The organism is Selenomonas sp. WCT3 (assembly GCA_900100835.1).
Lineage (GTDB): Bacteria > Bacillota > Negativicutes > Selenomonadales > Selenomonadaceae > Selenomonas_A > Selenomonas_A ruminantium_E.
On record FNCM01000007.1, the window covers coordinates 101,467 to 115,745 of the forward strand.

Sequence of the window (14,279 nt, forward strand, 5' to 3'; positions counted from 1 at the left end):
TTAATGTTGATAAATTTCGTAGTTGTCGCGGCAGGTTTCCTTGACGTTGTAGAGGGCGCGGTCGGCTTGGCGGAAAATGGTGGCCAGGTCGCGTTTGCCGCCGGCAGGGATGATGGCGATGCCGATGCTGGCTGTGACATTGGCCGGCTGCCCGCAAACGATGAGCCCGCGGGTCTGTTCGAGGATGAGTTCAGCAATCCGCCGGACATAGGCTTCGTAGATGTCGCGGTCTTCTTCGAACAGGAACAGGGTGAATTCATCGCCGCCGAATCGGCCGATATGGGTGCGTGGTGGCAAGAGGCCCCGCAGCATGGCGGCAAATTCAATGAGGATGTCATCGCCGTGCTGATGGCCATAGGTATCATTGGCCTCTTTGAAGTGGTCGAGGTCGATGATAAAGAAGGCGGCGGTCCAGTTTTCGGGCAGGCTTTCTAGGAGCAGCTGGCACTGTGTCGTCATCGCGGCTTTGTTGAGACAGCCGGTTAGGTGGTCGGTTTCGGCATTGCGCTTGTAGTTGTCCCGGTCTGCCTGCAGGATTTCCACGGCATCAAGTGCTTGCTGTAGTTCGAGTTCCCGCAGGGTAAGGGCGCGGTTCTTTTCCTGCTCGAGCCGGTTGCGGTAAAGCAGGAAGATTGCGGTGACCAGGATGCTGAAACTAAGCAGCAGGCCAACGGTGAGCGCCAGTGGGTGTTGACTCAGTAAGTAGCCAAAGGAGACATCCGGAGTGCTGTTATGCTGGATAATCTGCGTCAGCTGATTTTGCGGTAATCCCAGCAGGGCGGTGTTGACCGTGTGGCGGAGCATCTCTGGCGCGTCGGGGCAGAACATCAGGCAGAGCGGGACAGATACCGTGGCAGAATCAAGTGGTTTCAGCTGGAAATGCAATAGGATGTTCTGGTTCTTGGAAAGGTAGGGCTGGGGAAGATAGGTACAATCGTACAGCCCCTGTTCGACGGCATAGAGACATTCTTCGGGATTGTCGATTTCATCAACTTTGGCCTGCGGGTTGAGGCGTTGGAAGAATTCGCGCAGGCCCGCATAACAAGTGGGGATGACAATGCTCGACGGTCTGGCTGTTTCCGATTGGGTGCGCTGGATGATGGGGGTAAATGGCATCCAGAGGATGTTGTTGGAAAACTGCATCATCTGGAGCCTGGGATCATTGACGTAAACGGCAAAGGCGGCTTCGGCATTTCCTTCACGCAGCATTTTGGCTGCTGTGTCGGCCGAATCGGCAATTACGGGCTGGAATGTGATGCCGGTGGTGTTCATCAGCAGGGTCAGGATGTCCGGGGCGATGCCGTAGATGTTGCCGAACTCCCTGTTTTGCTGGATGAGGGAGAGAAAGGTCCCCGGAAAGACGACGCGGACGGTGGGGGCCGTACGGATGAAGGCTTGCTGGTGCTCGGAGTAGCGGGCCATCTTGTAGATGCTGGGATCAAGATACTCGCGTTTGAGGCGTGTCTCGAACGCCGGATTGGTCATTTCAATGCTCAAGATGGCCTGATTCAATTGATCCATCAGGCCAGAATGGGCAGCATCCGTCATATATTGTTGGGGAATGGTGTCGACAAAGGTAACCCAGCGTTCATGGCCGGTCAGGTTAAAAACCGTGCAGGCTATGAGCTGGACTTCTCCGCGGTGCAGTCCCTCCGTCAATTCGTTGGTGTTGGGATAAGGGCGGATGTTGACGTTCCAGCCGTTGGCTTTGGCAAAAAATTGCAAACGGTTCTTGAGGTCGTTGTTGTCAAGTACGCCGATAGTGGTGCCGTTAAGTGTGGCGCCGCGATCGGCGGTAATTGTCTGGTCGTTTTCATCCGTGTATAGTCCTAGTATGGCCGCGCAGGAATTTCCGTTGGAAAACAGGTAGCTTCCGGGCGGAAAGGCAGCGGAACTGACCGGCGCGATGAGGTCTAACTGTCCTTCGTGCAAGAGTTTCAAGCAGTCGGTGGCAGTACCATGATAGAATTCGTATTGCCAGTGGGTAATCTTGGCGATTTCTGCTAAGTAACTGCTGTTATAACTGGCCATCAAGCGGATAGCATCGTTGGCAGAACCTGGCCGCCGGTCATTGGCGACGCCGATGCGGATCGTCTGATAGGCCGGGGCGGCAGCCAGGCTGGCTGCGGGAAAGAGCAGCAGTACCAGTGCGGATAAGATCGAGCATAGCTTTTGTACAAAGTGCATGGTAAAACCTCTTTTACGATTCTTGGGTGTGTTGTTCGAGGAATGCGTCAAATTCGTCTAAGGGCATGGGCTGGGCAAACAGGAAGCCCTGGCCCAATTGACAACCTATCGACAGCAACAGCTCCTCTTGCTGAGGGGTTTCAATTCCTTCTGTCAAAACTTTCATGTCAAGGCTTTGGCCGAGTTCGACGATGTGGCGCAGGATGGTTAAAGACCGCGGGGATTCTTCTGCATTCAAGAGCATTTGCCGATCGATTTTCATGACATCCATGGGGAGATTCTGCAACATGGCAATAGAGGAATATCCTGTGCAAAAATCATCCATCGACAGGCTGAAACCCATCTGGCTGAGCGCGCTGACAATAGTGGCGGCATCATCCCGGGCATCATGTGCGTGGTAATCGATAAAAGCAGTTTCGGTGATTTCCAGTTCGAGGCAGCCCTGGGGTAGCTTATAGGTGTCCACAATGGCCTGCATGCGATGGAGGTAGTTTTCCTCGGTAAAGTGCAGGCCCGTTTGATTGACGGAAATGGGGAAAAGGGGCGCGCCCTTCGCCAAGCGGGCTTGCTGATACTGGCAGACGGTCTCCAGCATATAGTAGTCGAGCTGGATAGCAAACCCATTGTGTTCAAAGAGGTCGATGAAGTTTGCCGGCGTCAGGAAGCCCAGTTCAGGGCTTTGCCAGCGGACAAGGGCCTCAGCCGCAAGGATTTTATGAGTGTGCAAGTCGTATTTCGGCTGCAGATAGACTTGGAACTCCTTGTTTTTCAAGGCCTTGTTCATGAGGTTTTCCATCCGCTTTTGTTTGAGCAGTTCGTTATGCAGTGAGGCGTTATAGGTTTTGATTTCATGGCTGGCAACACTTTCCATATGGGCGAGCATTACGCAGTCGATGATGCGTTCTGGGTCAAGTGAGCCAGCTGGGGGGATGGCGTAAAGGCCAATATGATAATGTACCGTAGTTGGCATATCGTTGATGATACAGGTGCTGGCTTCAGCTGCAATTTTCTGCGCGGCCTGTTCCATTGTCAGCCCTGACGGCAGCTGGCAGAGGATGATCAAATTGAATAGATCGCCGGAAATTGCATCGATGAGCAGCCAGGGATTATCTTGCCGGATGCGGACAATCAGTTCGTGCAAAGCGGTATTGAAGGTCTTGCGGCTGTAAAGCTCATGCATGAAGGCAATGCGTTGGGCGGATAGAACCATCAGGAACAGCTGTCCCTGCTTCCGCTGTACGTCATATTTGGCGAGGTTTTCTGGTAGTTTTTGTGTAAACCAGCGGATATTGTACATCTGGATTTCTTTGATGTAATGCGCCTCGCGATAGAGCTCTTCGCTGTGCTTATGGCGCAGATGCATGATGAGCAGCAGGGTGAGGATTATCGCCAAGAGCAGGCTGCTGATGAAAAACAGCGATCCGATAGGGTTGCGATAGATCAGCGATTGGAAGGTATCCTTGCCTTGGATTGCATAAATCTGGCGGTTGATGATGCTGGAGATTTGCTGCTGGGAAAGATGCGCGATTTCCTTATTGAGGATATGGAGGAGCATCGGGTCGGCCTGTTCGCTGACAGCTATGGCGACATCGTGAGAGAATACGACATTGCCGGTGATGTAAAGGTTATAATAGTTGCCCTGGTAGATATCGCTTTGCGCGGTAATCGCCTTGACCAGCGTCATGTCGGCTTCCCGGTTGTTGACGGCAGCCATGCATTCCGCCACATTGTTGTAGTAGCGCAATTGTGAGGCCGGGTACATTTTCTCGATGTAATCATGGGTATAGAAATGATTGCGCGGGCAGGCAACAACCGGTTTTTCTGGCAGCGGTTGGTCTTTGCGCAGGACGGCCACGTAGTTGAGTGTCAGATAGGGTATCGTCAGATTCGCATTATGCTGATGGGCCCAGTTATAGTCAGAATAGAAATCTGTTACGAAGTCGATTTCTCCGCGCGTAAGGTGTTCCATCATCTGCGCTTGGTCGGTTTCTGCACCGATTTCAATCGTGATGCCTAAATCGGCAGCAATGATATTCATGATTTCGGCAATGACGCCCTGATGGGTGCCGGCCTGGTCGAAGAAGGTATAGGGCGGCTGTCCTGGGGAGGCCATCGCATGAATGACCGGATGCGTTTGCAGATATGCCTTTTCCTCGGCGGTTAGTTCGAGGGAGGCACCACCTGTTTCGCGATATTTCTCTAATAAATGCAGCCCGAATAAGGGATCGATAGAGTTGAGGGCTTTTTGATTCGTCAGGATATTTTCTGCCAGTTCTGGCCGCTGATCGCTGAGGAGCAGCCAGCCAATCCCATAACCGAGCGGAATCGAGACGGTACCAGCTGGTGGTGTAGTCAGAGCGGGGGGCGGGAGTAAATTCTGGGAGACCTCTTCACAAGCGATGAGATCGATGGTTCCTTGATGGAGCCGTTGCAGGTTTTCTGCCTGTGTTCCCGGCACATACTCCAGGGTGACGTTCATATAGGTAGCGATGCTTTCCAACGCCTCATAGGTCATGCCATGATAAAATCCTTTTTCGTCACGGCTCAGATAGTTGATGGTATGCGAAAAACCTACGCGCAGAACAGGACGTTCATAGGCGGAGGCGGTGGGGGAGATAAACGTTATAAGGCTCAGCACGAGCAGTAATGTGGTAATGTGGCAATACCATCTTTTGGCATGGCCCATAATATCACTCCTAATTATCCGTTGGATTTGATTGGTAAAATAAAATCTCTCTAATAATACTATAAGATATATTCTTGTCAATGGGATTATTTCCTTCCGTCAGGGAAAAAACACCGGGGTTGTTGTTACTGTGAAAATAGTTATCAATTATGCTTTTTATTTATAGTATGTGATGCTTGCTATTGACTTTTCGCATGAAACCACCTACAATGAAAGCATCAATCCCGAGTAAAACACTAAGGATTAACGCGAATGGAATTTGCTTCATTAAAAGGAGAGTTTATATAATGGCAGATAAGCTTTTGGAAATCAAGGATCTCCACGCTGGCGTGGAAGACAAAGAAATCCTCAAAGGGTTGAACCTTTCGGTAAATAAAGGAGAAGTACATGTCATCCTCGGACCGAATGGTTCCGGTAAATCCACCCTTATGAATATCATTATGGGACATCCAAAATATCAGGTAACCAGTGGAACCATGGAGTTCGAGGGTGAGGATATGAGCGGCCTCAAGACCTTTGAGCGTGCCCGTAAGGGTCTTTTCCTGTCCTTCCAGACGCCGGAGGAGATTCCGGGGATCACGGTGGAGAATATGATTCGCACGGCGAAGCAGACCATCACGGGAGATAAGGTAAAACTTGTTCCCTTCCGCAGGGAGCTCAAGGCTCAGATGCAGGAGCTCAAGATGAAACCGGAATACGCGCAGCGTTACATGAACGTCGGCTTTTCCGGCGGTGAGAAAAAGCGCAACGAGATTCTGCAGCTTTTGATGCTGCAGCCGAAACTGGCCCTGCTGGATGAGACGGATTCCGGCCTCGATGTGGATGCCGTCCAGATTGTATCTGAGGGTGTGGCTAAGTTCCACAATGCAGACAACAGCTGCCTGATTATCACCCATAATACCCGTATCCTCGAGAAACTCAAAGTGGATAAGGTTCATGTCCTGATGAACGGTCAGATTGTCGAAGAGGGCGGCGCTGAACTTATCGAGGATATCAACAGCCGCGGTTTCACCCATATCCTTGACGCGCAGAACGAGGCAAAGTGAGGCGTTTTTGATGACAGAGAAGAAGAAAACATATATTGAAGATATTGAGCGCACGCTCTATGACATCAAAGATGAAGACCGTTCCGTTTACAAAGCCCACAGCGGCTTGACGGAAGACGTTGTCCGCGACATTTCTACGCGCAAGCATGAGCCCCAGTGGATGTTGGATTTCCGTTTGAAATCTTTGGAAGTATATAATTCCCTGGAGCTGCCCACTTGGGGCCCAAGCCTTGAGGAACTTCACATGGACGACATTGTCACCTATGTGCAGCCGGACGCTAAGATGACCGGCAGCTGGGAAGAGGTACCGGAAGATATTAAAGATACCTTTGACCGTCTGGGCATTCCCGAGGCTGAAAAGACCTCCTTGGGCGGTGTCGGTGCGCAGTACGATTCGGAGGTCGTTTACCATTCCATTCAGGAAGACATGGTCAAGCAGGGCGTCATCTACACCGATATGGAAACGGCTGTCCGCGAACATGAAGAAATCGTCAAAGAATACTTCATGACGCTGGTCCCGCCTAAGGATCATAAATTTGCAGCCCTGCACGGTGCAGTTTGGTCGGGAGGCTCCTTCGTCTATGTGCCGGCTGGCGTCCATGTGGAGATGCCGCTGCAGAGCTATTTCCGTCTCAATGCAGCTGGTGCTGGCCAGTTCGAGCACACGCTGATTATCGTGGAGCCGGGGGCAAGCCTGCACTTTATCGAAGGCTGCTCAGCTCCGAAACACAATGTCACGAACCTTCATGCCGGCTGCGTGGAACTCTTCGTCAAAGACGGGGCAAGACTTCGTTATTCCACCATTGAGAACTGGTCCCGCAATATGATGAACCTCAATACGAAGCGTGCTTTGGTGGAAAAAGACGGCATCATTGAATGGGTATCGGGTTCCTTTGGTTCCCATATTTCCTGCCTCTATCCATGCAGTGTCCTGCACGGGGAAAATGCCCGCTGTGAATTCACGGGCGTTACTTTTGCTTCGAAGGGGCAGAATCTCGACACCGGTGCCAGCGTCATCCACGCCGCCCCCCATACGTCAGCTAATATCAACACCCGTACGATTTCGAAGGCTGGCGGCATGGCAACTTACCGTAGTGCGGTCAAGGTTACGAAGAATGCACCCTTTGCCAAGTGCTCGGTCAACTGTGAATCGCTGATGCTGGACAACCTTTCCCGCAGTGACACGCTGCCGGTTATGGATATCGAAGGCGATGAGGCGGATATCGGCCATGAGGCAAAAATCGGCCGCATCAGTGATGAGGCAATTTTCTACCTCACGAGCCGCGGCATCGATGAAGAAGAGGCCCGGGCTATGATTGTCCGCGGCTTCGTGGAACCAATCGCCAAGGAGCTGCCGTTAGAGTACGCTTTAGAGATGAATAACCTGGTAAATATTGAGTTGGAAGGGACTATCGGCTAATGGATGATAAAATTTTTTCTGAGATTCCGATGCGCACCTGGCGCTGGCTGGGCGTCAATGAAGCCCGGGTTCCGGAAAACCTCAGTGATAACGTAAAGAAACAACAGATTCTCGTGGAAACCGGACAGAAGGATGAAGTTGTCCTGGTAAACCGCGAGGGCGGCCAGCTGGAGGTACAGGTACATATTGCCGATGGCGGCGAGCTGCACCTGGTGAATGCTCAGCTGGTACCCGATGATAAGGCTGCCACCAGCCGCGTAAAGGTATACGTGGGCAAAGGGGCAAAATTCAGCTATACTACGGTAGAGGCCGGGGCCCGTCATACGGCGGCGGAGCTTTCGGTGGATATGGCTGGCGATGACAGCGTCAGTGATATCTGGGGTCTTTATTTCGGCGATGGCGATAGCAAAATCGACCTTAACTACGTCATTCGTCAGAAGGGTCGCCGTACCGATGCCAATATGCAGGTACGCGGTGCGTTGTTAGGCAACAGCGATAAGATTTTCCGCGGTACCCTGGACTTCCTCGAAGGTTCCAAGGGCTCGGTGGGCCGTGAGAATGAGGAGGTAGTCCTGCTTTCCCCGACGGTTCGCAACCGCAGTGTTCCGGTCATGCTCTCCCATGAGGATGATGTGGATGGTCACCATGCGGTAAGTGTAGGCAAGATTGACGAAGGAAAATTGTTCTATCTCATGAGTCGTGGCCTCGATATGGCGGATGCCCAGCGATTGATTGTCGAGGCGTCCTTCCGTCCGGTCCTTGACCGCATCGAAGATGAAGCGCTCAAAGAGGAGATCGACAAGGTATTGATGGGGAGGCTGGCAAATGGCTGAGGTACAGGATTTTCTAAAAGATTTCCCCCTGTTGAACGGAGAAATCGATGGCAAGCATATTGCCTATCTTGATAATGGCGCAACGACGCAGAAGCCGCAGCAGGTGATTCAGTCGATTTGCGGTTATTATGGCGGCTGTAATGCCAACCCGCATCGCGGGGCCTACGCCCTGTCGGTGAAGGCTACGGATATCTACGAGTCGGCCCGCAAGCGCACGGCTCAGTTTATCAAGGCCAAACGCCAGGAAGAAATCATCTTCACGAAAAATGCCACCGAGGCATTGAACCTGGTGGCCTACAGCTATGGCCTGCATAATGTGGAGGCCGGTGACGAAATCGTCATCAGCATTTCCGAGCATCACAGCAATCTGGTTCCCTGGCAGTTTGTGGCCAAGGCCAAGGGGGCTGTGCTCAAATACATCTATTTGCAGGACGATGGCAACCTCTCACAGGAGGATATTGAGACCAAGATCACCGAGCGCACGAAGATTGTCGCCGTGACCCAGGTCTCCAACGTGCTGGGCCTCAAAAATGATGTGAAGTCTATTGTCAAAAAGGCACATAGCGTCGGTGCCGTCTGCATTGTGGATGGTTCTCAGAGCGTTGCCCACATGGCGGTGGATGTTCAGGATCTCGACTGCGATTTCTTTGCCTTCTCGGGGCATAAGATGCTTTCGCCCATGGGTATTGGCGTTCTCTATGGCAAGTACGAGCTTCTCGATGCCATGGAGCCATTCCTGCGCGGTGGCGATATGATTGAATACGTGCAGGAACAGGAATCCACCTGGGCTGAGCTGCCGGCGAAGTTCGAGGCTGGCACCCAGAATGTCGGTGGTGCAGCTGGCCTTACGGCGGCTATCGACTACCTTGAGGGCATCACCTTCGACCGCATTGAGGCCATTGAAAAGGATCTGGTGGATTATGCTCTGCCGCAGCTCCGGGAGCTGCCCTACATCGAACTCTATGGCTGCGACAGCAAGCTGGATAACAAGACGGGTATCATTGCCTTTAACATCAAGGATGTTCATCCCCACGATGTGGCGACGATTCTCGACAACGACGGCGTAGCCGTCCGGGCCGGTCACCATTGTGCCCAGCCCCTCCATCGTTATCTCCAGCAGAATGCAAGCTGCCGCGCCAGCTTCTACCTGTATAACACGCGGGAAGATATCGACCGTTGGATTGCCGCATTAAAGAAAGTAAGAGGTGTTCTTGGCTATGGCGCTTGATGATGTATATACCGAGGTACTGGGGGAGCACAGCCGCAACCCGGACCACAAACACCACCTGGCATGTGCGACCTGCACGATGAAGGGGCACAACCCCAGTTGCGGTGATGAAATCACCTTAGAGCTCAACGTGGAAGACGGCGTGGTCAAAGAGGCTGCTTTCACCGGCGTTGGCTGCGCGATTTCCCAGGCCAGCACGGATATCATGGCCGAACTGATTCGCGGCAAATCCGTGGAAGAAGCCCGTGGGTTGGCGCAGAAGTTCATCAGCATGATTAAGGGGGAAATAACCGACGAAGAGGAGCTGGAGGAACTCGATGAGGCCCTGGCGCTTAAAAACGTCGCCCATATGCCGGCCCGCGTTAAATGTGCGGTGTTGGCATGGCATACCTTGGATGATGCCTTGAAATCGGATAAATAATACCGAATAAGAATAACTTATCCACAAAATGTTGAGGATATCCACGGCAGAACTGTGGATAACTACAATGTTTTGTGGATTTCTTGTATAAAAATGTGGATGATGGCTTTGACGAGGAAAGGAAGAATAGCAAATGGCAGTAAAAGAAATCAAACCCGAAGAGTTTAACGAAAATGTATTTCAGGTTATCGGCAAGGAATGGATGCTGGTCACTGGCGAAGCCGAGGGTAAATCCAATGCCATGACGGCCTCCTGGGGCGGCATGGGCATCCTCTGGGGCAAACCGGTGGCCTTTGTCTTCATTCGTCCGAGCCGCTATACGAAGCAGTTTGTGGATAAAGCCGACGGCTTTACCCTGTCGGTCTTCAAAGAGGACCGTCGCAAGATGATGAGTTACTTCGGTACGGTATCGGGCCGGGATGAGGACAAGATTGCAAAATCCGGGCTGACGGTCAAGCATGAAAATGGCATGACCTATTTCGATGAAGCGCGGGTAACCATGTTCTGCCGCAAGCTTTATGCACAGGAGATGGAGCAGAAATGCTTCCTGGACAAAGCCAGTGATGAAAAGTGGAACAACAACGACTATCATACGATGTATGTGGTCGAGATTGAAAAGATTCTCATCGAGGAATAAGAATGGGGCAGAATAAAGAGAAGCTGATTGCGGTGCTGCAGAAATGCACCCTTTGCGCCGGCATGGGAGCAGCGGAGATTGGTGAGCTGCTGGATTCCTCCCAGGTGCGCATCCGGGAATACAGCAAGGGGGATATCGTCTTTCACGATGGGGATATGCCCCGCTGTATCTACATTCTGCTGGCTGGGGAGGTACATATCCTAAAGGATACCTTTTCTGGACGGCAGATTTTCCTGTCGGAAATCAACGAAGCTGGGGACATGTTTGGCGAGGTCTACGATGTTTTGGAGCAGCCCTACGATATGTATGTAGAGGCCGTGGCTCCGTCGAAGGTTTTGGAGATTTCCAGCCGCTTGCTGCGCTTCGGTGCCGGTGGCGTCATGTCGAAAAGCGCCTTGATGGTCCAGCAGAATCTCATGCGTATTTTTGCCCGCAAGGCTTATTTCATGCAGGGCAAGATCAAAGTGCTGGCCAGTGGCAGCTTGCGGGAAAAAATAATCCGCTTCCTGTTCCAGAACCTGGGGCAGGATGGGAGCGTGGAGCTTTCCATCAGCCGTGAATACATGGCTGCTTATCTGGCGGCTACGCGGCCTTCCCTGTCGAGGGAACTGTCGGCGATGCACCGGGAGGGAATCCTGGCGGTCGATGGCAAGCATATCCGTGTGCTGGACATGGAACGCTTTGAGTCATATCTGTAAACAGAAAAAAGCGACATGCTGTGGGGGCATGTCGCTTTTTTCGAGAGAATTAGAGATTTAGGAATCGAATGTATGTAAATCCTTCTGGGGAAGAAGAATTACCGAAGTGTGTTTGCATCAGGTATCTCCTGACTACATGTAACAGTATACTGAGGCAGTTTTAAAAAACAATAGGAATAAGATTAAAAGTTGATTAAGTAAACTAGTTAGGACAGAAGTCCTGTGGGAAAAAGGTCATAGCATGACGAAAAGACCGTTGCCCGCGGGGAAAGCGGGCAACGGTCTTTTGCACATTTTTGTTCTATTTTTTGGGAAAGTGAGAAATTTAGGGAAAAAATTAGGGAAAATAGGAAGTTGGGGAAACTGTAATCAGGTGTTCTTGGCGATGAAATAACCTGCTACGGCACCGGCAATCGCAGCGGTGTTGCGGTCACCCTCGGAATATTTCTTCGGGTGATAGCTGTGATGCTTGTGGGCCAGCTGGGTGATTTCATAGTCATGACCGCTGTGGAAGGGGCTGGCTTCCGAGGCCGTAGCGCCGAATACGCCAAGGCTTACGAAGCTGGCCAGGGCCACAGCCGTGACTTTTAGACTTCTTTTCTTGAACATTACACACATCTCCTTTGTTGTGGGGCCGGTTCATGGATTACCGGCGACAGCGTTGTTTATGAGCGCCTCCATCCGTAGAGACTGGTGTTTGTGTCCTTCCTGACTACAGTTAACAGTATAGCGGGCTTGTTTTAGAAAACAAGAAGCAGGCTGTTAAAAGTTGATTAAGCAAACTATTATTTTATGATTAAAGACCTAAGTATTGCGATAAATAACTGCAAATACTGCGGATAGATGCTATAATTAGGAGATATGAATTGTACATTTTGGAGGGAATGTAGTGTTAGCAGCGGAAAACTACCGGGATATAGAAGAGAAAATCCTAAAGGGAGAGCGACTTAGCCGTGAAGATGGTATCCGGCTTTTTCACTGCCCGGATATTGCCTGGCTGGGAGCTATGGCCGATTATGTCCGCAAGAAGAAATGCGGCGATATTGTCTACTATAATGTCAATTGTCACGTGAATCTCACCAACGTCTGCACGTCGAAATGCAAGTTCTGCGCCTTCGGCCGTGAGCTGGAGGATAAAGGTGCCTACTCCATGAGCAAGGAGCAGGCGCTGGCAGTTGTCCGCGATGCCATGAAGGACCCGGATTTGGCCGGGCTTCATGTGGTCAGCGGCCTTCATCCGACCTGGACCTTCGACCACTATCTCGGGATTGTCAAAGCACTCCACGAGACCTTTCCGAATTTATATATGAAGGGCTTTACTGGGGTTGAAATTACGCATTTTGCGCAGATTTCCGGCTTATCCATTGAAGAAGTGCTGATTCGCCTGCGGGATGAAGGGGGTCTTCAGGCCATTGCGGGCGGCGGTGCGGAAATCCTCTCCGATCGGGTTCGCGGGGAGCTTTGCCCGAACAAGGCAACGGCTGACCAATGGCTAGAGGTGGCCCGCACGGCCCATAAGCTCGGTATCAAGTCCAATGCCAGCATGCTCTACGGTCATATCGAGACGTTAGAGGAGCGGGTGGACCATCTGCTGCGCCTGCGGGAGCTGCAGGACGAAACCGGCGGTTTCCAGACCTTTATCTGTTTCCCGTTCTTGCCGAAGAATACGGAGCTGGGCAAGTCGGTCAAGCAGACCAGCATGTGGGATGATTTGCGCACCATGGCGATTTCTCGGTTGATGCTGGATAATTTCACCAACATCAAGGCCTACTGGGTCATGTTGACGGTTCCAGTGGCTCAGGTAGCACTGGGCTTTGGTGCCAATGACATTGATGGCACAGTCCACAAGGAAACCATTTTGCACGATGCCGGAGCCACGAGCCCGACGGCCCTGTCGGAGAACCAGATTATCCGCATCGTTAAAGAGGCGGGGAGAATTCCGGCGTCCTGTGATTGCAACTTCAATATTATCAAGAAATACGAGTAACAGGCTTTCTCGGTAGCGGGAGAAAGCGAAGAGGGAATAGGCATGAACGAGAAAATAGCAACGGCCCGCGCCAAGGCGGCGTTTGGCGAGCGCCTGACGCTGGAGGATGCGCTGGCCTTATATGAAGACAACGATATCCTGTTTTTGGCGCAGTGCGCCCGGAAGGCCAAGGAGAAAAAGAGCGGTAAAAAAGTATTTTACACCGTCAATCGTCATATCAATCTCACGAATATCTGCAGTGCCAATTGCCCGCTGTGTGCCTTTCAGGTTGAGTCCGGGGATAAGCGCGGTTTTACACTGGAGACTGAGGACATCGACCGGATTTTGACGGATGCCAAAAAAGTCCGCAACCTGTCCGAGGTTCATATCGTCTCAGCCCTTCATCCGGACAAGTCCTTTGACTATTACGTGGAAGTGGTGCGGCAGGTCAAGGCGGCACTGCCCCAGGTTGATGTGAAGGCCTTTACGCCGGTGGAAATCGTGAATTTCTCCAAGCTGACGGGCAAGTCCATCCGCGAAGTGCTGGAAATCCTGCAGGCGGCTGGTCTGGACAGCCTGCCGGGCGGCGGCGCTGAGATTCTTTCCGACCGCGTCCGGAAGATTATCTGTCCGAAAAAGGCCACCACGGCTGAATGGATCGAGACCATGAAGACGGCCCACAGCCTTGGCATTCGCACCAATGCTTCCATCATGTACGGTCATGTGGAGACCATAAGGGAACGCTTGCAGCATCTCTTCACGCTGCGGGACATTCAGGATGAGACCAAGGGCTTTCAGGCCTTTATGCTATTCCCCTTCCATCCGGGCAATACGAAGCTGGGGGAGGAACAGCAGTTAAAACGGGTGGGGTCCTGGGAGGATATGAAGATGATGGCCCTGTCCCGCCTGATTCTCGACAACATCGACCACATCAAGGCCTTTTGGATTATGTTGACGATGCCCATTGCTCAGCTGGCCTTGGGCTTTGGTGCTGATGATCTGGATGGTACCATCGGTGAGGAGAAAATCATCCACGCGGCAGGGGCCAAGACCAATACGGGCATTACCCGGCCTATGCTGGAAAAGATGATAAGGGAAACGGGGTACGAGCCGGTAGAGCGCGATACCTTTTACCACGAGATTGCGGAGGGATAAAG

12 protein-coding genes are annotated in these 14,279 nt (G+C 52.0%); 9 read left to right on the plus strand and 3 right to left on the minus strand.

The genetic code is table 11. The features are described 5' to 3' along the window. Together BLQ36_RS08025 and BLQ36_RS08030 are read right to left on the minus strand one after the other, a co-directional pair. A complete protein-coding gene (locus BLQ36_RS08025) occupies nucleotides 1-2,187 on the minus strand; it encodes a GGDEF domain-containing protein (RefSeq protein ID WP_074515109.1) in 2,187 nt (728 codons plus the stop codon). 13 nt (nucleotides 2,188-2,200) lie between these two features. After that, entirely contained in the window at nucleotides 2,201-4,873 is a 2,673-nt protein-coding gene (locus tag BLQ36_RS08030) for an EAL domain-containing protein (RefSeq protein ID WP_074515110.1), read from the minus strand. A 287-nt stretch (nucleotides 4,874-5,160) separates the two neighbouring features. Between BLQ36_RS08030 and sufC the strand changes: the two genes are divergently transcribed. From sufC to BLQ36_RS08065, 7 genes are all read left to right on the plus strand, one after another. After that, entirely contained in the window at nucleotides 5,161-5,919 is a 759-nt protein-coding gene (gene sufC, locus BLQ36_RS08035; protein ID WP_074515111.1) for a Fe-S cluster assembly ATPase SufC, read from the plus strand. Nucleotides 5,920-5,929: 10 nt separating this feature from the next. After that, entirely contained in the window at nucleotides 5,930-7,339 is a 1,410-nt protein-coding gene (gene sufB, locus BLQ36_RS08040; protein WP_074515112.1) for a Fe-S cluster assembly protein SufB, read from the plus strand. Further along, nucleotides 7,339-8,172, plus strand: coding sequence for a SufB/SufD family protein (locus BLQ36_RS08045; protein WP_074515113.1), 834 nt, complete (start codon nucleotides 7,339-7,341; stop codon nucleotides 8,170-8,172). Before sufB ends, BLQ36_RS08045 begins: the two co-directional genes overlap by 1 nt. Next, a complete protein-coding gene (locus tag BLQ36_RS08050; protein ID WP_074515114.1) occupies nucleotides 8,165-9,400 on the plus strand; it encodes a cysteine desulfurase in 1,236 nt (411 codons plus the stop codon). Before BLQ36_RS08045 ends, BLQ36_RS08050 begins: the two co-directional genes overlap by 8 nt. Next, nucleotides 9,390-9,821 carry a Fe-S cluster assembly sulfur transfer protein SufU gene (gene sufU, locus BLQ36_RS08055; protein WP_074515115.1) on the plus strand — a complete coding sequence of 144 codons (432 nt, stop codon included), beginning with the start codon at nucleotides 9,390-9,392 and terminating at the stop codon, nucleotides 9,819-9,821. The genes BLQ36_RS08050 and sufU overlap by 11 nt, the downstream gene beginning before the upstream one ends. Nucleotides 9,822-9,954: 133 nt before the next feature. Beyond that, nucleotides 9,955-10,458: a flavin reductase family protein gene (locus BLQ36_RS08060; protein ID WP_074515116.1), complete on the plus strand. Its 504-nt coding sequence runs from the start codon at nucleotides 9,955-9,957 to the stop codon at nucleotides 10,456-10,458. Nucleotides 10,459-10,460: 2 nt separating this feature from the next. Further along, on the plus strand, nucleotides 10,461-11,156 hold the full coding sequence (locus tag BLQ36_RS08065) for a Crp/Fnr family transcriptional regulator (RefSeq protein WP_074515117.1): 696 nt from the start codon (nucleotides 10,461-10,463) through the stop codon (nucleotides 11,154-11,156). Nucleotides 11,157-11,525: 369 nt separating this feature from the next. On the opposite strand, the gene BLQ36_RS08070 is transcribed toward BLQ36_RS08065, so the two are convergent. Then, complete coding sequence (locus BLQ36_RS08070) at nucleotides 11,526-11,765, minus strand: hypothetical protein (protein WP_074515118.1); 240 nt, start codon at nucleotides 11,763-11,765, stop codon at nucleotides 11,526-11,528. A 280-nt stretch (nucleotides 11,766-12,045) separates the two neighbouring features. Between BLQ36_RS08070 and mqnE the strand changes: the two genes are divergently transcribed. Further along, the gene (gene mqnE, locus BLQ36_RS08075) at nucleotides 12,046-13,143 is read left to right on the plus strand and encodes an aminofutalosine synthase MqnE (protein ID WP_074515119.1); all 1,098 of its coding nucleotides are present in this window, start codon (nucleotides 12,046-12,048) and stop codon (nucleotides 13,141-13,143) included. Nucleotides 13,144-13,185: 42 nt separating this feature from the next. After that, nucleotides 13,186-14,277, plus strand: coding sequence for a radical SAM protein (locus tag BLQ36_RS08080; protein ID WP_074515120.1), 1,092 nt, complete (start codon nucleotides 13,186-13,188; stop codon nucleotides 14,275-14,277). Nucleotides 14,278-14,279: the final 2 nt, after the last annotated feature.

Coding starts and splice junctions, on each gene's coding strand:
- BLQ36_RS08025 (WP_074515109.1), bottom strand. CDS start 2,187: ATGCACTTTGTACAAAAGCTATGCTCGATCTTATCCGCACTGGTACTG.
- BLQ36_RS08030 (WP_074515110.1), bottom strand. CDS start 4,873: ATGGGCCATGCCAAAAGATGGTATTGCCACATTACCACATTACTGCTC.
- sufC (WP_074515111.1), top strand. CDS start 5,161: ATGGCAGATAAGCTTTTGGAAATCAAGGATCTCCACGCTGGCGTGGAA.
- sufB (WP_074515112.1), top strand. CDS start 5,930: ATGACAGAGAAGAAGAAAACATATATTGAAGATATTGAGCGCACGCTC.
- BLQ36_RS08045 (WP_074515113.1), top strand. CDS start 7,339: ATGGATGATAAAATTTTTTCTGAGATTCCGATGCGCACCTGGCGCTGG.
- BLQ36_RS08050 (WP_074515114.1), top strand. CDS start 8,165: ATGGCTGAGGTACAGGATTTTCTAAAAGATTTCCCCCTGTTGAACGGA.
- sufU (WP_074515115.1), top strand. CDS start 9,390: ATGGCGCTTGATGATGTATATACCGAGGTACTGGGGGAGCACAGCCGC.
- BLQ36_RS08060 (WP_074515116.1), top strand. CDS start 9,955: ATGGCAGTAAAAGAAATCAAACCCGAAGAGTTTAACGAAAATGTATTT.
- BLQ36_RS08065 (WP_074515117.1), top strand. CDS start 10,461: ATGGGGCAGAATAAAGAGAAGCTGATTGCGGTGCTGCAGAAATGCACC.
- BLQ36_RS08070 (WP_074515118.1), bottom strand. CDS start 11,765: ATGTTCAAGAAAAGAAGTCTAAAAGTCACGGCTGTGGCCCTGGCCAGC.
- BLQ36_RS08080 (WP_074515120.1), top strand. CDS start 13,186: ATGAACGAGAAAATAGCAACGGCCCGCGCCAAGGCGGCGTTTGGCGAG.